Genomic DNA, 18643 nt, shown 5'->3' on the forward strand with positions numbered 1-18643 from the left:
AACTGACAAGTCTATATTTCAGTGTTGAAACGGAATATTCGCCTTTAGTTAGGCACTTTCTTCCTGCTTGTCGTCCTTGGATTGGCTCAGTTCAGGCACGACTCTCTTCTCAACGACCTCTTCGGTAATGACACAGTTCGTAACATCATCACGGGAAGGCACTTCGTACATAATCTCAAGCATAATGCCCTCGATGATTGCACGTAGTCCACGTGCACCCGTGTTACGTTTAATGGCTTCCTTCGCAATCGCCAGCAATGCTCCTGGTTCGAACACCAGATTCACATTATCCAGCTCAAGCAGTTTTTGGTACTGTTTCGTAAGCGCATTTTTTGGCTCGGAAAGAATCCGTACCAATGTGTCTTCGTCCAGTGGCTCCAAAGTGGAGATAACTGGCAAACGGCCTACAAATTCCGGAATCAGACCGAATTTCAGCAAGTCTTCCGGCAATACCATACCCAGATATTCACCTGGTTTAAGATCTTTTTGTTCCGCAACGGTATTAAAGCCGATGACTTTTTTACCGATCCGGCGTTTAATCATTTGCTCGAGACCATCAAAGGCACCGCCACAAATGAACAAGATGTTGGTGGTATCAATCTGGATGAATTCCTGATGTGGATGCTTACGACCACCTTGTGGTGGTACAGAAGCTACAGTTCCTTCCAGGATTTTCAAGAGCGCTTGTTGAACACCTTCACCCGATACATCACGAGTAATGGATGGGTTCTCGGATTTACGCGCTACTTTATCAATTTCATCGATATAAATAATGCCGCGCTCTGCTTTTTCCACATCATAATCAGCAGCTTGAATCAGCTTGAGCAGAATGTTCTCTACATCTTCGCCGACATAACCCGCTTCCGTCAATGAAGTTGCATCAGCAATAGCAAAAGGAACATTAAGGATTTTGGCCATCGTTTGCGCAAGCAACGTTTTACCAGAACCCGTAGGTCCTAACAGCAAAATATTACTTTTTTGCAATTCAACATCCTCAATCTTACTTTGTGTGTTGATCCGTTTATAGTGATTGTAAACCGCTACAGACAAAGATTTCTTCGCCTGATCCTGACCAATGACGTACTGGTCAAGAATGTCGCGGATTTCTTTCGGTTTTGGAATATCTTTGAGGTCCAGTTCTTCGTCATGACCGAGCTCTTCCTCTACGATTTCAGTGCACAGTTCGATACATTCATCACAAATGTAAACGCCCGGTCCAGCGACCAGCTTGCGCACCTGTTCCTGAGATTTACCGCAAAAAGAGCATTTCAACTGCCCTTTCTCATCGTTAAATTTAAACATGAAACCACCCCTTTAGGAATTGATCGGTCTGCTGAGCACCTGGTCAATAATGCCGTACGTTTTGGCTTCTTCAGCACTCATGAAAAAGTCACGGTCTGTGTCCCGCTCGATTTTCTCAAGGGGTTGACCTGTACGATCGACGTATATTTGATTCAGTTTCTGACGTGTTTTAATAATCCATTCTGCGTGAATTTTGATATCCGCAGCCTGTCCTTGAACGCCGCCAAGCGGCTGATGAATCATCACTTCGCTGTTAGTCAGCGCATATCGTTTACCAGGAGCTCCGGCTGTCAGCAATAACGAGCCCATGCTTGCTGCCATACCTACGCAAATGGTCGATACATCCGGCTTGATATATTGCATCGTATCGTATATACCCATCCCTGCGGTGACAGAACCACCAGGTGAATTAATGTACAAACTTATATCCTTCTCAGGATCGTCGGCTGCCAAAAACAAAAGCTGCGCTATGACAAGATTGGCTACATCGTCATCAATCGCACTGGTTAAAAAGATAATGCGATCCTTCAGCAAACGCGAATATATATCGTAAGACCGCTCGCCTCGATTGGTTTGTTCAACAACCATTGGCACCAGACTCATGAGACCAACCTCTTTTCTACATGTAATTAGACATAGGCTACCTGTAAAGCAAACCCAAATTCATTCTAACACGTTCCTGTGACAATGTCATTTTTCACAAGTGGTGTAAAGACGGAGTAAGTTTACTTTTTTGCCTGATCATATTTAACCATGTTTTCTATGTATGTGCAAATCGGAGCAATCCTATGCCGTTTCACCTTTTTTTTATTTGCAGGAGAACCATAGGACCTTGAATATGCATAACCAATGCCACAACGAAATCCATCCATATTATTACTGAATCCTCTATAAAATGGATGCCATAATTTAAAAATAAGGCACGCAATGATTCACGTGCCTTATCGTTTATTCAGCTGTTCATTACGTAACAGCTTGTCTTATTTTTCGTCAGCTTCTGCAGCAACTTCTTCAGCTGGAGCTTCAACAGCTTCAACGACTTTGCTGTTCTCAACGAGAACATCGATCGTTTTACGCAGTTTCACTTCATCACGAAGGCTGTCCAGGGAACCATTACCCTCGAGAATGCCACGAATCTCTTCAGCAGGACGCTTGTAAGACTCAGCCATTTTTTCGAGTTCTTGGTTAACTTCTTCGTCAGACACTTCGATGTTTTCCGCTTTACCAACGGCTTCAAGAACCAAGTTGTTGCGAACACGTTTGGAAGCATCTTCCTGCATTTGTCCTCTCAGGTCAGCTTGTGTTTGACCAGAGAAGCTCAGGAACATTTCCAGGTTCATACCTTGGTTGCGCAGACGGTTGTCGAAATCACGCATCATGTTTTGTACTTCGCTCTCAACCATTGCAGAAGGAATATCCACTTCAGCATTTTCAGCCACTTTTTCTACAACAGCATTTTCTTGAGCTGCTTTGGCTTCATCTGCTTTGCGGGATTCCAATTGCGTTTTCAGATCAGCTTTGTACTCTTCAAGCGTATCGAATTCGCTAACATCTTTTGCAAACTCGTCATCCAGTTCAGGAAGTTGTTTACGTTTGATTTCATGTACTTTCACTTTAAATACCGCTTTTTTGCCAGCCAGTTCAGCTGCATGGTAGCTCTCAGGGAAAGTTACTTCAACGTCTTTGAAGTCGCCTGTGGACAGACCCACAACCTGCTCTTCAAATCCTGGGATGAATGTGTTGGAACCAAGTTCCAGGGAATAACCCTCAGCTTGTCCACCTTCGAAAGGTACACCATCAACGGAACCGTCAAAGTCGATTACAGCAACGTCGCCGTTTTGTGCGGAACCTTCGTCGATAACAACGAGTTCTGCGTGACGTTGTTGAAGACGCTCGAGCTCTTCAGTCACTTCTACATCCGTTACTTCATGTTTGGCTACAGCAACTTCAACGCCTTTGTAGTCACCCAGTGTAACTTCAGGTTTAACTGTTACTTTCGCTTTGAACTTGAATACTTGTCCTTTAGCGAATTGCTCGACATCTACGTCAGGACGATCAACCGGGAAGATATCCGTTTGGTCGATTGCTTCTGTGTAAGCTTCAGGAAGCAAAATGTCAATTGCTTCTTGATACAGGCTTTCTACACCGAAACGAGCTTCAAAGATCGAACGTGGAACTTTACCTTTACGGAATCCAGGTACATTTGCTTGTTTAACTACTTTATTAAAAGCTTTGTCGAGTGCTGCAGTTACACGATCTGCACCCACTTCAACCTCAAGAACCCCAAGGTTCTTCTCTATCTTTTCCCAAGTTGCTTTCATTGTATACTTTCCCCTCCAAAATTCGCATGTTCACGTAGGCAATCACGTACAAAATAACCATTTTAGTATAAACAAGATTAGATTCTTTTTCAAGGGGAATCCCTTGATACGGTTTGAGGAAAACGTTTCCGGGTCCTATTGACCATCCAAACCGGCAGAAACAAACTGCTTCATTGATCGATATGCTTGCTCCAGACGAAAGCGCATCGCCCCTGTCACAGCATACATTGAGCGAGTATCTTCCTCGTCATGCGAACCGCCCAGACTGTCTGCAACGGTCATATGTAGAGCAGCTCCCCATATATCTGTCATGGAATCATTTTCTTCCAGCATGGACATGTAATCACGGGTTCCGTACACAGCCATGACATATTGAATCCACAGTTCTTGTGCAAAATAAAAGAGCGTAGGTTCATGAACCTCCGTCTGATCTGCCACTCTTTCAAGAATCTGAACGATCTGAATCGGGAAATCCTCAGGTCTAAGCGGAACGGTATCAATCTCCACTTCAACTGGTTCTTCCCCACGAGTAAACGCAATAATGCCTTGAACACCTCGGCGACGTAATGTCTGAAGCACGCGGAACTGAAGTAAAGGATGCAGCGTCTTGTCTTTGAGCCAACCGATAAGCGAATCATCAATTTCTGGCCGATCGAGATAAGCAAGCTGCTCCAGCGCCAGCATTGTTTGTTCAGATAAAGGCTCCTCCATTACGGTACGAAGAAGTTTATCCGCATAGCCATCATCCTGCTCAAGCTTGGATCGGGCATGTTGGCGTGCCATGTCCTCTTCACTAATTTCCTCTTCCTCACGCTCTTCACGAACCTCGGGTAAATCTTCCCCGTAATGAGGAAACGCAGCTTCAAGCCATTCGAGCAAGGCTCGCCATTCGTCGTAATGCCGTTCTTCCTGCCCTTGGCATTGCAGCAAAAAGCGAAGCAGGTCCATCGCTTCACCATATCGTTCATTTTCTAGCATAACCGTCAATTGAATCTGGTAATAGTCCAGCGTCTTAGGAAACAGCACAATATTGTTACTGTGCTCGGTTTCCGGGGTCGTGGATTCCTTAATAGGAGCACCTCCTCTGTATCCTGAATCTCCAGTCGCAATCAACCATAAATAGATGTATATTAAACGAAAGTCGATCTATTTTTTGAGTTCTTCTGATATTCTAACATAACCTTAATTATAATGAAAAAAACGTTACTGCCGCCAAATATCATATACGAAAAATATATTATAATAAAATGTTTGATATTCATCATTATTTATGATAAAATCAATTTTGCTTGAAAAATTTCATGTCTCAGTAGCTCAGCTGGATAGAGCAACGCCCTTCTAAGGCGTCGGTCGGGGGTTCGAATCCCTCCTGGGACGTAATTAAAAAAAGTTTCCTTCGGGAAGCTTTTTTTTTGCGTTCTGGGGATGAGAACCCCAATGGTTCGTCGGAGCATAAGCTTCGGTAGGATTACTTCGCAGTCTCGACTGCAAGGAGAGTATCCCTCCTGGGACGTAATTAAAGAAAAGTTTCCTTCGGGAAGCTTTTTTTTTGCGTTCTGGGGATGATTGAATACGTTAATCGGCTGATGTTGACACGGGATGTTATGCTTGTTTATGTATATGTATGTATCAAAGTATACATATTAGACAAATAAACTATAGGAGATTTACCATGCCATCCTCTTTACATCAAAACTCACCTGACCATTCTGCAGTCGATAATTCATCGTCAGCATCCATGAAACTTGGACTCTTGCTGGCAGGCATTATCGTTATCGCAGCAACAATGCGTTCACCTATTACGGCAACAGGTCCAATTGTGGAACTGATCCGTACAGATACAGGAATAAGTCATACATTGGCAGGCTTGCTTACCTCTCTTCCTTTGCTTGCCTTCGCAGCAATCTCTCCGTTCGCTCCACAATTGGCGCGAAGATTCGGACTAGAAACCGCTCTGTTAACTGCCATAATTCTTGTGACCATAGGCGTATCCCTCCGGTTTATGCCCTCTGTTCCCGTTCTTTTTACAGGAACAGCAATCCTTGGATGTGGTATTGCCCTGAGCAACGTATTGCTGCCCAGTCTGATCAAAAGGGATTTCCCATTGCGAGTGGGTCTCGTTACCGGCCTCTATTCCGTGTCCATGAATATATGGGGCGCTATCGCCTCAGGAATCAGCGTTCCCACGGCAGGCTTAACCTCCATGGGTTGGCATGCTTCACTGGGCATGTGGGCTATACTGTCCATTCTAGCCCTGATTCTCTGGCTGCCTCACGTCCGTTCTGGACGTCGCGGCGAAGTTTACGTGGCTTCGAGAACGGAAGCGAAGCCCGTTCGTCTTATTACATCTCCCTTAGCCTGGTATGTCACATTGTTCATGGGACTGCAATCTTTAATTTTTTACACTACAATTACCTGGCTGCCAGAGGTTCTATCTGATCAGGGTTTCAGTTCCTCTTCAGCCGGCTGGATGTTGTCTTTGATGCAAATGGTTAGTGTTCCGGTAACGTTCATCGTCCCCATTCTGGCTGGACGAATGAAAGATCAACGTTGGCTGACAGCAATTACAGGTTCATGTCTGATTCTGGGATACGCATTCCTTTTAAGTGGTATTTCCTCTCTCGTAACCGTCGGTGTTGCTTTGGCTGGCGTTGGAGCCGGGGCTTCGTTCGGACTTGTAACCATGTTTTTTGTACTGCGTACATCCGATGCAAGACAGGCTGCAGGACTTTCGGGTATGGCTCAATCCTTTGGGTATATGCTGGCAGCCGTCGGACCGTTGCTGTTCGGTGTGCTTCATGATTGGACACAAGGATGGACTCTTCCATTGCTTTTGCAAGTTACACTTGCTGTTCTGTTACTTTTCATGGGATTGAAAGCAAGTGCCAATCGTTTGATTGGTTCATGATGAATCGGAGCTTCAATTATATAAGCAAAGAGACCTTTCCCAATGGAAAGGTCTTTTTTTGCTAAACTCACACTGTGATTAGAATAGTTATTAAAGCTTATTCAGATATTCAAGTAGACGGTACAGAACGACAGATACTTGAGCACGAGTTGATGTAGCTTTTGGAGCAAACTTGTTGCCAGACATACCTTTTACCAAACCATTCTCTACAGCAAAATGAACAGCTGATTTCGCTCCATCTGAAATTTGATCTTCATCCTTGAACCCAATGGATGTTACTCCTTGTTTTATTTCCAAAGCATCGGCAATCATCAAAACCATATTTTCGCGTGTCAATTGGTCCTGTGCACTCGCTTCTTTACTACGTGTTTCCCAATCGATTCCCGTTCCGAAAATACGATCAAGCAACGTCGCAAATTCTGCATGAGTAATGGTACTATTCGGTGAGAATGTGCTAGCACTAATACCCTTAGCAATTTGTTGAGAGGCTATAACTTCGATTTCATCTTTAGCCCAGTGGCTGTTGATGTCTCCAAAAGTTACAGCACTCTCTACAACAACATAAGAACCTGGTTGTGTTACATTGAATTCCAATTGCCCTTTTTGAGACACATTGGACAAAGACGCAGGCTGCCAAGCATCTTTTGTTGTTTGATGATAAGCAATAACTTTACGTACGTCTTTTACAGAGTTCACATCATATTTCAATGTAAGCCCAATATTGTGCTTGAATTTGTCTGCATCAAGATCAATAGATACAATTTGAGAAACAATGTTCTCGTTTTGTTTGTTATCCTTGCCTTCTGCAACATGCAACTTCAAGCTGAATCCTCTATCTGTGACGTAATCCGTCAAAGAAGCAGCAGGTATAGTCACATTGAACGTTTTGCCCTCAATAATCAGATTTTTACCTGAGGCTTGAATTTTATCAGCAATAGCCTTACTGATTGTCAGATCTACTAGACTATATTTGTCAAACTCAACGCTTGATAAATCCAGCTTGATTTCCTTCTTATCATCCTGCAACTGTGTATTAATTACCGCTTCGGAAATCGCTGCTGTAGCCTGTGTAGTTCCGTCAGCGTTTTTCTTTTCGGATACAGATGCGTCACCTTTAATTGTAGGCGTAGGTGCAGTTGATGGGGAAGAATTGGAAGAACTAGATCCGCCTGAAGACCCTGAACCAGAGCCCGGTGATGGTGTACCAGGATTAGGAACTTCCGGATCAGGATTTTTTTTCACCAGAAGTGATGTAGTCGCTGTTCCAATCAAACCTTGCAAGTCTTCAACAGACATTTCCACAATGTACTCCCCAGCTAACAACTTGCCGAGTCTAAGAGTGAATGAGCCGTCTGTTTCAACTTCAAAGGCACCTTCCGTAATCTTCTTATTCGTTGTATCTTTCACAGTGTAACCAGCCTTCAATGAAGCTGTTACATCAAGTTCAGTATCCCATCCACTTTTAAGCGCTGGAGCGGCTACGATATAAAGATCATCAACATTACCTGTCAAAGCTTCTTTGTCCGCCTGCACCACTTCCAGATTTTCTGGTGCTGTTACAACCGGAGCTGCTTTTTTCACCAAAAATGGAGAAGTATCTTCGATATACGTTTTTCCATCAACACCGATTGCAGTGATATCAACCGTGTAAAGACCATCTGGAATCGTCGTTACCTCGTCGGTAGTGTAGTCTGCATACTGTCCATCCCAAGCCAGAGTATATCTTGTGTTGGCAGCGAAACTATAGTAGTTTCCAAAAATAGATCCAATATATCCATCTCCATAATAGCCCCCATCCGGGTAAAGGCCATCGAAGATCTCAATAAGGGCAAAATTCATGGGATTGTAGAATTCCATAGCTACATTGAGTGTATCCAGCGTACCATCAGGCTTCAATGGATAATGGAACGGGTTCTTCTCTGTACCTTTCACAGTCTCAATGTATTTAACGCCTGCCAATGTAAGGTTGAAATGTGCGACATATGGAACACTAAATGTGTCCGTTCCATTAGACAACTGAAGGTAGCCTTGCGCTTCTGTTACCGCAGTAACACCTTTTGGAACTGTAATAGTAACCTGTAACTCTTCCTCACCATTCAGTGTAAAAGAGCTCTTATCCACCGCAACGGATACACCAGGAATTGTACGAGTTGGATTCACGCTTACAGTGTAGTTTCCAACGCCGCCATTCAGCGACTCCACTTTGATCGTTTTGCTGACGGTTTTTTCGTCCGTGCTGAGGAAGTTACCAAAATTCACACTACCTGTAACATTTGGTTTCTCGACAGCCACGCCATTCTCTGTGTATTTCGTTACATCCAATACTTTAACAAATGCAGCAGGATCAATCGTTTTCACCGCTTGAATACGACCTGCACCTTGATCAAACACATCGTATTTGGTCGTGTCGAGCACTTTACCATTGTTCATGAGTGCAACTTTAATATCAAATGGTGTCCAGTCACTGTGCTTCTCAATCAACAGGGCAACCAGTCCGGCAACATGAGGTGTGGCCATACTTGTACCTGATTTACGATCGTAAGCCTGTGAATAATCAGCTCCAGGTTCGTCCTTGCCATAGGCAGGGACAGTAGAAAGAATGCTGGTACCCGGTGCAACTATATCCGGTTTGATATCCAGAGTCACCTTGGCTGGTCCGCGGGAGCTGGATGGATTCATTTCATCGCCAGCCGTTTGACCTTTAACGAAGTCACTAAAGCTCACTTCAACGCTTTGACCGGCATCCAGCTCAGCTTTGATACTTTCTCCATCTTCCTTCGACATGCTCAAAGTTGGAATAAGTTCAAAATTATCTCCCAAACTCACACCGATCGGGCCTGGAATATTGTTATATACGATAATAGCAACTGCACCAGCAGCTTTGGCATTGGCTACTTTCTCTACAAATGCCAGCTCACCGCGCTGTACAAAAGCCACTTTGCCTGTAAAATCCTTGCCTTCAAAGTCGGTCGGTTTACCCAACCCTGCGAATAAAAGATCATATTGATTCGTCAAAACAGATTCCGGATCTGCTGAGAGGCTCCAGCCCATTACATCAAGTCGGTACACCGACTCAGTAACAGCCAATGGATTTTGCTCCGTTTCAGTTGGAGCAATCGCAGGCTCTTCTTTCACAGGTGCAACCTCTGGAGAGGTTTCGACTGGTGCCGAAGGCGAGGCTGGCTGAACACCCTCTTCGGATTGGCTGGTTTCCACATCTAGAGCTGTAACATCAGCAGACGCTGTTCCAGATAATGCCGCTTCGTTTGTTGATGAAGCTTCTTCGCCTGTCGCACCTTCCGGTGTTGTTGATGGTTCACCTTGAGCCGGAACTTCAGGAGTTTCCGTTCCCGGTGCTGTTCCCAGTTCAGGAGATGGCTCAACTTCAGGGACAGGCTGTTCTTCTGGAAGCGTACCTTTACCTTCCTCACCAATCCAGAAATGAGTGTTGGCTGTAATGCTTTGGCTAGGCCCTGTGGAGTTACCTACAGTGATTGCCATAGCCGATGCTCCTGGAGAACCTAATGTATAACGATTCGGGCCATCATTACCACTTGCCACAACTGCAGTCACGCCAGATAGCATAGCATTGTTAAGAGCAACCGAAGTAATGTAACTTGGATCATTGGCAGCGTTACCCAACGAGAGATTGATTACATCCATACCATCGGCAACGGAACGATCGATTCCCCCTAATACCCATGAGGTTTGTCCACTACCATAGGGTCCAAGAACACGATAGGCATAGATATCAGCTTCGGGTGCAACGCCGACAATGCCGTAGTCCCCTGCTTCTCGAGCAGCAATGGTACCGGCTACGTGAGTACCGTGGGATGTGTAATAGGCGCTTCCATTGGCATTAAACTCAGGTGCCCCAGACACTTTCCATTCTTCATGTGTTGTTTCGTAAGGATCATTGTCACTTCCTACGAAATCCCATCCACCTTTGTAGGCGTCTTGCAAATTAGGATGCTCATAATCGATTCCTGTATCAATAACACCAACTTTGACACCTTTTCCTTTGTATCCCAGATTCCATACTTCAGGGGCGCCAATAAATGGTGCGGTATCTTTCATATAAGGATTCACTTCATCTGTTTCCGGGGATACGGTAATTTCAAGGTCAGGGTATACACTGACAACGCCCGGTATGCGAAGCAACTGTCCCAATTGGTTACCCTTAAGTTCAATGGCTACACCATTCAGGGCATATGCGTAGTTTTCCAATACTTCGTGTTTGATTTTATTCTGAGTGAGGCTATGTACAAATGACTGTTGTTGTTGCTCGACTTGAGTCACAGCCTTTGTTTCCATAGAGGAGGTAAAAGATTTTCCTGAGAGGGTAGATTCGCCTTGCGCAACAGCAACTGGTTTATTGGAGAGCTCAACAATTACTCTTGTTTTCTCTCCCCCAAGACCTTCTAGGCTCTTGTCCAAAAATGGATCTGCTGCAAGCTTTCCTTCCCGCTGGGCAAGAATCTCTCTCCATTGTGTGGCTTCGCCCTTGCTTAGCGAGTTCTCAAGCTGAACACCTACAGGAGCGGCTCCGGCCGCTGGCATGATGATAGAAAAAGTCATTAGGATACTTAACAATATGGATATCAATCGTTTATTCAAGGCTATGCCCCTCCTTCTCAATATGAAAGTACCTCACCAATCGCTTGGGTCCTGCTATGACAAGTACTGCAATACCTGTGAACAACTCACCGCCCTATCTGCAAGAAGATTGACCCTTGGTAAATTATTCTACTAAAATAACACATTTTCCTTCTAAATAATTACAAATATGATATCAAAATTACTTATATGGTTCTTGAGTAAGAGAAAAGCGTGAAATTGTATTTATTTGTCGATTGAATATTTCAAATTTTAAATACAGCATAGAAAAAAAGGCCAAGAGCCTCTTCATTCTGAAAGAGATTCCTAGCCTAATTGTGATCGATGGATTTCATGAAAAACATTCTATTAATTCATTTAACAAAGATACATATTTTGTTTATTTAACTTCCCGGCTTCACTGCTTCAATTCGAAGACGCTTATAATCGGCATAGATTGCATCTTCTTTCCAGAGCTTCGGCACAACGATTTGGTTCGTTTCACTACAGATTTCCTGAATTTGTTCCTGACTCAAACCATCAAAATAGTCCCCTCCAAAATAAGCCAACCAGCCCTCTATACCCTGTTCACCATCCGCCAGTCTAGTAGGACGGTCATAGTGGTAGGCCTGTCGCACCAAAAACCCGCATTGTTCCAAAATGTTGCTATATTGCCCGATCGTCGGGAAATACCAAGGGTTGCGCTCTGATCCAGGAATGCCAGTGTGTCGTTCAAACACTTCCTCTAATGCATCTACAATGATCTGTACATTGCCTTTGCCACCGAACTCCGCTACAAAACGTCCCCCAGGCTTCAAAGACTTCCATATACTATACACTACAAGTCGCGGACTTCGCATCCAATGTAGAGCTGCATTGGAAAAGACGGCATCATAGAGCTTGTTCGTCTCAAACTGATGTCCGTCCCCCTCCATGAACTCGATATTGGGAAACTTCTCTCTTGCACGACGAATCATGTCGGGTGATGCATCCATGCCGACTACCTCAGCCTGCGCTGCAGTAATTTCGTACGTCAAATCCCCTGTCCCGCATCCCAAATCAAGGATATACTCCCCTTTTTGAGGTTGAAGCCATGAGATTAAACTTTACCATAACCCGATACAAAAGCCAGTTTGTTGTCATACTCATCCGCTTGCCATTGATTAATCGATTGCATGGATACCACCATCGCTTTCATGATTGATATCTTCATTGTGTCACAAGATGGTTTATTAATTAAATATATAAATTCTATACACTTGATAGTTTACACCTATAAATAATTACCAACCTCCTAACTTCGGGGTTCTCATCCCTTGTACGCAAAAAAGCTTCCCGAAGGAAGCTTTTTTCTAACGTCCCAGGAGGGATACTCTCCTTCCAGTCGAGACTGCGAAGTAATTCCTACCGAAGCCCATGCTCCGACGAACCTTTGGGGTTCTCATCCCCTGTACGCAAAAAAGCTTCCCGAAGGAAGCTTTTTTCTAACGTCCCAGGAGGGATTCGAACCCCCGACCGACGGCTTAGAAGGCCGTTGCTCTATCCTGCTGAGCTACTGAGACAAATATGTATAATAAAAATACCGCGCGATTCCTATTATACTCTCATTTCTATATTTTTCAATAGTTTTATAAAAAAATTAATAATTGCATCCTTCCACATGACTTGAACGTATTATTTTCATACTCAACACAGATACAGAATATGAATGCTTTAAGCAGGCAATATTGAGGATATTAAGCTCAGTTGCATTTAAAATGGGCAGACATATTCAGGATGAGACTTGCTGGGTAATCATTTGCATACATACATTCTACTGGACCAAATAAAGGAGAGAAACCGCTATGAGACAACTTTTATCAGCATTATCCTATTTTAGTATTTTCTTCGCACCGTTCTTGTTTCCCATCATCATTTGGATTGTAGCCAAAGACAACTATATTGAGGGACATGCGAAACGAGCCTTATTCTCGCATATATTCCCGTTTCTTGCGGCAATCCCGCTGCTTTATTTCTTCGTTACCGCCCACAGTCTGGGTTCCGCTGTCGGATTTGTAATTCTGTTCTTTGTCATTTATGCATTAAGTTTTGTGTACAATATCGTCAAAGGTATTCAAGTACTACGTGAATATGCCTGAGCACAAGCTTCACAATCCACGTTCAATTAAACATTCAAAAACCCGCCTTTCGAAAGAAGGGCGGGTTTCTGCATTCCGGTTACTTGTTTCCCTGACGCCACGGATTTCTCTGGGCAGGACGCTTGCTGTTAATGGCGAGCACTTCCTCGGCAAACTCGGTATGATGCGCATAAAGGTTCCCTTTGTTTTTCTTGAACTTGGAAGCCACTGCTATCACCTCCCCGGAACTTGCATATAGTATGGCCCCGGGTAATTTCGCTTATCCTTTGTTGCTATCGGCATTTCTTGGAACGCCCACCTTAACCTTGCCCCACCAAATAACGCTGAAGCGTCGGTCCCAGTAATCCAAAAGCAAGTAACTCACTCTGAAACCGGGCTTTATCTTCTCCTGCTGTAATGCCTTCACTGTTCTCAAACGCCGTTTCCGTAGCATCTTCAAACGCGGTGTGCATATTGTTATTGTACCAATCCAGGACTGCATCCGAATGATTGCGTACAATTCGAACGACTTCAAGCGAATTCCCTGGCTGGGTAGCCGCAACGTATACAAGCAAAGACGGATCACCCGTATTTCCAGGCTGTACCTCAACTTCTGCACAAGACAATCCATCCACTTCGGTCAATCTGCGTATTTTGGCATCCTGAATGGCATACATTTGTTATCGCGCTCCTTTGTCCATTTCATGTACTTTGTTCGATCTGGTATCGGGTCTCTGGTGTTCCCAAACGGTAAATCTCCCGATACACCTGCTGTAACACAGCTTCATATGCGCGGTTTACAGACTCCTCCGGCGTATCCGGCCAAGGGAATACCATTCCTGGAAAGGCCTCTTCCTCTTTTTCCTGCATCAGATTAAGCAGTCCCAGTAATTGTTCCGCCTCCTGCGGCGTCGCCTGGATCACCCATTCATACGATGTTACGTGCGGGTTCGGAATAACAGAGCGCCCCATGACAGATACATAATAGGTCATACTGTCCATTTGCAAGTTCTCTCCTTCACAGGCATGTTGAGGCCGTTGTCCCTAGATATAGTTTCCGAAGAGGACAGACATTTTATGCCTGCTTTCGGCATATATTTGTTACGACTTCTGACGAAAAAGACAACATTTGCTGGCTGTTAGCAACTAAGCAGCCATACGGATGAATGACTCGACTAAGAAAGGATGAACAAACCATGTGCGGTATAACCGGCTTCATACAGTGGAATCGGGATTTGACCCAGGAATCAGAGCTGCTGGTCCGGATGACGGACAGCTTGTCGAACCGGGGGCCCGACGCTTCAGGTACATGGATCTCCAATCCTTGTGCGTTCGGACATCGGCGTCTCAGCGTTATGGACCCGGAGAACGGGGCACAGCCCATGCATGCGTTACAGGGAGACACCTCCTATACCGTCGTGTATAACGGAGAACTATACAATGCACCCGAGTTGAAAAAGGAATTGCTCCAGCGCGGACACCATTTCCGCACACAATGTGATACGGAAGTGCTGCTCGCCTCTTATATTGAGTGGGGTCCGGCCTGCGTTGACCGGTTTAACGGAATTTTTGCTTTTGCCATATGGGATGGCGGACGTGAACAGGTTTTTATCGCCCGTGATCGGTTGGGTGTCAAACCCCTGTTCTACAGTCATGCAAAGGATGCACTCGTATTTGGCTCAGAACCGAAATCACTGCTCATCCACCCGGATGTAGAAGCTGCAGTAGGCCCTGAAGGTTTGGCAGAAGTATTTATTGTCGGTCCTGCCCGGACACCTGGACACGGCGTATACTCCTCCCTTAACGAGCTCAAACCTGCGCATGCGCTTATCTACAACCGAAACGGTATTAAAACCTATGCTTACTGGAAGCTGGAAAGTCAGAATCACGAACATAATTTGGAAGAGACAGCTGCCGAAGTACGCAGACTGTTGCAGGATACATTAGAACGCCAATTAGCTTCTGACGTTCCGGTCTGCTCTCTTTTGTCGGGGGGACTGGATTCAAGCGCTCTATCTGCGTTAGCGGTAGATTATTATAACCGTACAGGTCAAGGCCAAGTCAGCACGTATTCTGTTGACTATGTGGATAATGCAAAGCATTTTCAGGCCCATTCCTTCCAGCCTGGTGCAGATGGACCCTGGATTAAGCGTATGGTGGATGAACTGAAGACAGATCATCACTGGATTGAGATTGAAAATGGCGAGTTGGTTCACGCACTGACCCAGGCAATGCTTGTGCGTGATTTGCCGGGTATGGCGGATGTAGATTCCTCTCTCTATCTGTTCTGTAAAGAAATCAAAAAAGGAGCCACCGTTGCCATTTCGGGCGAAGCAGCGGATGAAGTATTTGGCGGTTATCCTTGGTTCCACCGGGAAGAGATGCTGAACTCCGGTACATTCCCATGGTCTGTAGCGCCTGATATGCGAGCAGGATTGTTATCCCCGGACATTCGGGAATGGATCAGGCCACTCGACTATCTCGCGGACCGCTACTCGGATGCTGTGGCTGAAGTACCTTTACTCGATGGGGAGACCGGTAAAGCAGCCCAAATGCGAGTAATGTCCTATCTGAACATCACCCGCTTCATGCCTACACTACTGGATCGGAAAGATCGGATGAGTATGGGAGCCGGGCTTGAGGTTCGGGTACCTTACTGTGATCACCGTTTGATTCAATATGTATTTAACGTGCCTTGGGACATGAAAATGACAGGCGGACGGGAAAAAGGCATCCTGCGTAAAGCGCTGGAAGGTGTACTGCCTGACGATGTGTTGTACCGGAAAAAGAGTCCTTATCCGAAAACACATAATCCGCAGTATCTTGCTGCCGTTAAACAACAGGTGCTTGATATTCTGGATGACGCAAGCTCACCGATCTTGCCTTTAATCGACAAAGCTCAAATTCGTAAATTGGCCTCTTCACCGGATGCTTCATCGAACCTGCCCTGGTTTGGACAGTTAATGTCGGGTCCACAGCTATTTGCATATCTGACACAGATCAACTCGTGGTTGCGTACGTACAAAGTGGCCATTCGATAATAAGGCGATTTTTTCATTCTTAAAAGGGGTGCCGATGAGCAGCATAATAGCTGTTCATCAAGCACCCCTTTACCGATATCTATGGATTGATCAGTACCGGATTACGTTCAAGCAATCCACTTCCAAAGATATCTCTGAACGGAGAATCCTCCATATGAATATAACCGATGTAACAGCCACACTTCTTCATGCCACACGGCCGATCTGCGGCCAAAGCCTGCAAACCATCGCGGTAGAGATGCCCAATAATTCGACGGTCCTTGTAACACCTTTTTACATGCCCTGACCCTTGCACATAAAATACCTCCGAACCAGCGGAACAACGCTTGCCCAGACTCTCATAATCCCGCAGGTTCCCTTCAAACAGTGGATCAATGGATCGTAAAAAGTCGACCTCTTCCACGCTGTAATATTTGGGTCGATCTTTAAATGCATTGATCCACATATACACCTCATCGGGTAAAGCCTGCCTCATCGATTCAATAGCAGGGAATGCACTGCGCAATCCAACTGTCCCCACACTAAAAGCAAGTCTCATCTCACGTAAAGTCAAACATTGTTTGACGAAGGAAGCCTCTTTCGTCTCACGTGGGTGATAGGTCGCCCAGAAAGCCGCTTTATCTCGGTTCAATTCACGGACCCAGTCCAGTTTGACAGATAGGTTGGTTTGGACTGCAATTTTGTCCACATGTGGCATATGCGATAGCTCAATCATCGCTTCCCGATACCAACGTCTTACCAGAGCTTCTCCATACGGGTTAAAGAAAATCGAGAATTGATGACCAGCACTCTCCTGATCCCTCACCCAATTCACAAATTGACGCAGTTGTTGTTCATCCACTTCCAACGTCTCCTTGGAATCTACCGTTTTGCTAAACGGACAATATGGACAGTCGTAATTACAGGACGACAGCTTCCCCCGATAATACAAGGTTGCTCTCATGAGAACACAAACCCTTCCATTTGTTCACGAACCTCAGCGGATATGAGCCAATCTCCAATGGCATCCGAGTAGCCTAGTCCCTCTTCTGTCAGACGCAGCACCTGGTTACCCTTATCGTCCTGCTCAAGCTCAGCCATGCCCTCAGACAACAGTTCACTCAACCATCCGTAGTCTGACAGGACTTCCGTCCCGAATCGCTGATCATAATCCGACAGCGCCAAACCTTCCCGATGCAGCAGGGCTTTCAGAATAAAGCGGCGCTTCTGCTCCTCCCGGCTGAGTACAATGCCGTAATCGGCCACATCATAACGCTCGGTTGCCACATAATCGGCGATGATGCTCTGTGTGGCCTTATAACTAACACCATACTTGGAAGCATAGTGTACTTCACTGGTATAAGAGCGTGCACCGCAACCCAGACCAACCATGCCTTCCTCCTGACAGCTGTAGGGTAGAAGCTCTTTGCTTCCAGAAGATGATTGTTCTTTGGCAAATCTGCGCATGGAATACTGGACATAGCCCCTGCTTTTTAAAATCTCACGCGCAGCCATATACAGCTCCATCCGAATATCCGGTCCCTGACGCTGAATATCATCTGGTTTCACAATGGTATTCTCGCGGGTGTAGAGTGGGTAAATGAAAATCTCACCCGGTTCATATGAAAGGACACGTTCCAGCGAATACAGCCATGATTCCACCGTTTGTCCCGGCAGACCATAGATCAGATCCAGATTCAACAGAGGGAATTCATACCGTGTAAGCTTCTCAAGCGCGCGTTCCACTTCCTGTGGTTTCTGCGGACGGTAAATGGCCGAGGCTTCGGCTTCGATAAAACTTTGGATGCCCATACTTACCCGGTCCACACCTCGCTCCTTCATGATCGCCAATTTGGCTTCTGTCACGGTATCCGGTGACGTTTCTACCGAGATCGAAGCTTGAGTCGGATCGAGCCCCATCACCTGTTCCGCAATATCGAACAAGCGGTTCAATTGAATTTCATTTAATAATGTGGGCGTCCCACCACCGATGGCAAACCTCGAATACGGTCTCCGTGATGTGAGTGGTGCCCACTGTTTGGCTTGCCGTTCCAGCGCATCCACATAACGCACATGGGTGTCATTACGACGATCAGGCAACGTGAACAGGTTGCAGAATCCGCAACGAGCGGCACAAAACGGAATGTGCATATATAAAAAATACGTATCGGTATTCTCACGTTCCCACAATGGACCGAGCGGTAAAGGTGGGGTCAACTCCCGATATGCGGTCTTGTGGGGATACGAATATAAATAAGAGCGATAGGGGGAAGCAAGCACTTCTCTGAGACCTGTAGCTGTATTGGATCCGGACTGTGCGGAATGACCTGCTGTCGTATGTTGAAATTGATCGTCCATCGGTTTCCTCCCTGTATCCGG

The 18643-nt window shown here is 45.5% G+C and carries 14 protein-coding genes and 2 tRNA genes; 4 read left to right on the forward strand and 12 right to left on the reverse strand.

Annotation, left to right across the window (positions count from 1 at the left end):
• Positions 1-48 precede the first annotated feature (48 nt).
• From clpX to PTQ21_RS30475, 4 genes are all read right to left on the reverse strand, one after another.
• A complete protein-coding gene (clpX, locus tag PTQ21_RS30460) occupies positions 49-1302 on the reverse strand; it encodes an ATP-dependent protease ATP-binding subunit ClpX (protein ID WP_063566713.1) in 1254 nt (417 codons plus the stop codon).
• A 12-nt stretch (positions 1303-1314) separates the two neighbouring features.
• Positions 1315-1905, reverse strand: coding sequence for an ATP-dependent Clp endopeptidase proteolytic subunit ClpP (gene clpP, locus PTQ21_RS30465; RefSeq protein ID WP_024633993.1), 591 nt, complete (start codon positions 1903-1905; stop codon positions 1315-1317).
• 377 nt (positions 1906-2282) lie between these two features.
• Entirely contained in the window at positions 2283-3623 is a 1341-nt protein-coding gene (tig, locus tag PTQ21_RS30470; RefSeq protein WP_090810436.1) for a trigger factor, read from the reverse strand.
• Between the two features lie 135 nt (positions 3624-3758).
• On the reverse strand, positions 3759-4601 hold the full coding sequence (locus PTQ21_RS30475) for a hypothetical protein (RefSeq protein WP_063566739.1): 843 nt from the start codon (positions 4599-4601) through the stop codon (positions 3759-3761).
• A 325-nt stretch (positions 4602-4926) separates the two neighbouring features.
• On the opposite strand from PTQ21_RS30475, the gene PTQ21_RS30480 reads away from it, so the two are divergent.
• Together PTQ21_RS30480 and PTQ21_RS30485 are read left to right on the forward strand one after the other, a co-directional pair.
• A tRNA-Arg gene (locus tag PTQ21_RS30480) sits at positions 4927-5000 on the forward strand.
• Positions 5001-5295: 295 nt separating this feature from the next.
• Positions 5296-6531 carry a CynX/NimT family MFS transporter gene (locus tag PTQ21_RS30485; RefSeq protein WP_274568308.1) on the forward strand — a complete coding sequence of 412 codons (1236 nt, stop codon included), beginning with the start codon at positions 5296-5298 and terminating at the stop codon, positions 6529-6531.
• A gap of 90 nt (positions 6532-6621) precedes the next feature.
• Here the strand turns inward: PTQ21_RS30485 and PTQ21_RS30490 are convergent, their stop codons facing one another.
• From PTQ21_RS30490 to PTQ21_RS30500, 3 genes are all read right to left on the reverse strand, one after another.
• A complete protein-coding gene (locus PTQ21_RS30490; RefSeq protein ID WP_274568310.1) occupies positions 6622-11148 on the reverse strand; it encodes a S8 family serine peptidase in 4527 nt (1508 codons plus the stop codon).
• Between the two features lie 383 nt (positions 11149-11531).
• A complete protein-coding gene (locus PTQ21_RS30495) occupies positions 11532-12185 on the reverse strand; it encodes a methyltransferase domain-containing protein (RefSeq protein WP_338020302.1) in 654 nt (217 codons plus the stop codon).
• A 430-nt stretch (positions 12186-12615) separates the two neighbouring features.
• A tRNA-Arg gene (locus tag PTQ21_RS30500) sits at positions 12616-12689 on the reverse strand.
• 282 nt (positions 12690-12971) lie between these two features.
• On the opposite strand from PTQ21_RS30500, the gene PTQ21_RS30505 reads away from it, so the two are divergent.
• Positions 12972-13265 (forward strand): magnetosome magnetite crystal formation protein family, encoded by a 294-nt coding sequence (locus PTQ21_RS30505; protein WP_053783120.1) that lies wholly within the window; start codon positions 12972-12974, stop codon positions 13263-13265.
• Positions 13266-13344: 79 nt separating this feature from the next.
• On the opposite strand, the gene PTQ21_RS30510 is transcribed toward PTQ21_RS30505, so the two are convergent.
• The 3 genes from PTQ21_RS30510 to PTQ21_RS30520 form a co-directional block, all read right to left on the reverse strand.
• Positions 13345-13473 carry a hypothetical protein gene (locus PTQ21_RS30510; RefSeq protein ID WP_256336669.1) on the reverse strand — a complete coding sequence of 43 codons (129 nt, stop codon included), beginning with the start codon at positions 13471-13473 and terminating at the stop codon, positions 13345-13347.
• A gap of 91 nt (positions 13474-13564) precedes the next feature.
• Entirely contained in the window at positions 13565-13921 is a 357-nt protein-coding gene (locus tag PTQ21_RS30515) for a hypothetical protein (protein ID WP_064635807.1), read from the reverse strand.
• 25 nt (positions 13922-13946) lie between these two features.
• Positions 13947-14246 (reverse strand): hypothetical protein, encoded by a 300-nt coding sequence (locus PTQ21_RS30520; protein ID WP_274568315.1) that lies wholly within the window; start codon positions 14244-14246, stop codon positions 13947-13949.
• Positions 14247-14440: 194 nt separating this feature from the next.
• On the opposite strand from PTQ21_RS30520, the gene asnB reads away from it, so the two are divergent.
• The gene (gene asnB, locus PTQ21_RS30525) at positions 14441-16285 is read left to right on the forward strand and encodes an asparagine synthase (glutamine-hydrolyzing) (protein WP_063566706.1); all 1845 of its coding nucleotides are present in this window, start codon (positions 14441-14443) and stop codon (positions 16283-16285) included.
• Positions 16286-16364: 79 nt separating this feature from the next.
• On the opposite strand, the gene PTQ21_RS30530 is transcribed toward asnB, so the two are convergent.
• Together PTQ21_RS30530 and PTQ21_RS30535 are read right to left on the reverse strand one after the other, a co-directional pair.
• Positions 16365-17228 (reverse strand): STM4011 family radical SAM protein, encoded by an 864-nt coding sequence (locus tag PTQ21_RS30530; RefSeq protein WP_090810442.1) that lies wholly within the window; start codon positions 17226-17228, stop codon positions 16365-16367.
• The gene (locus PTQ21_RS30535) at positions 17225-18622 is read right to left on the reverse strand and encodes an STM4012 family radical SAM protein (RefSeq protein WP_274568316.1); all 1398 of its coding nucleotides are present in this window, start codon (positions 18620-18622) and stop codon (positions 17225-17227) included. The genes PTQ21_RS30530 and PTQ21_RS30535 overlap by 4 nt, the downstream gene beginning before the upstream one ends.
• Positions 18623-18643 lie beyond the last annotated feature (21 nt).

Origin of the sequence: Paenibacillus marchantiae, assembly GCF_028771845.1 — a bacterium.
Classification (GTDB): Bacteria; Bacillota; Bacilli; order Paenibacillales; family Paenibacillaceae; genus Paenibacillus; species Paenibacillus marchantiae.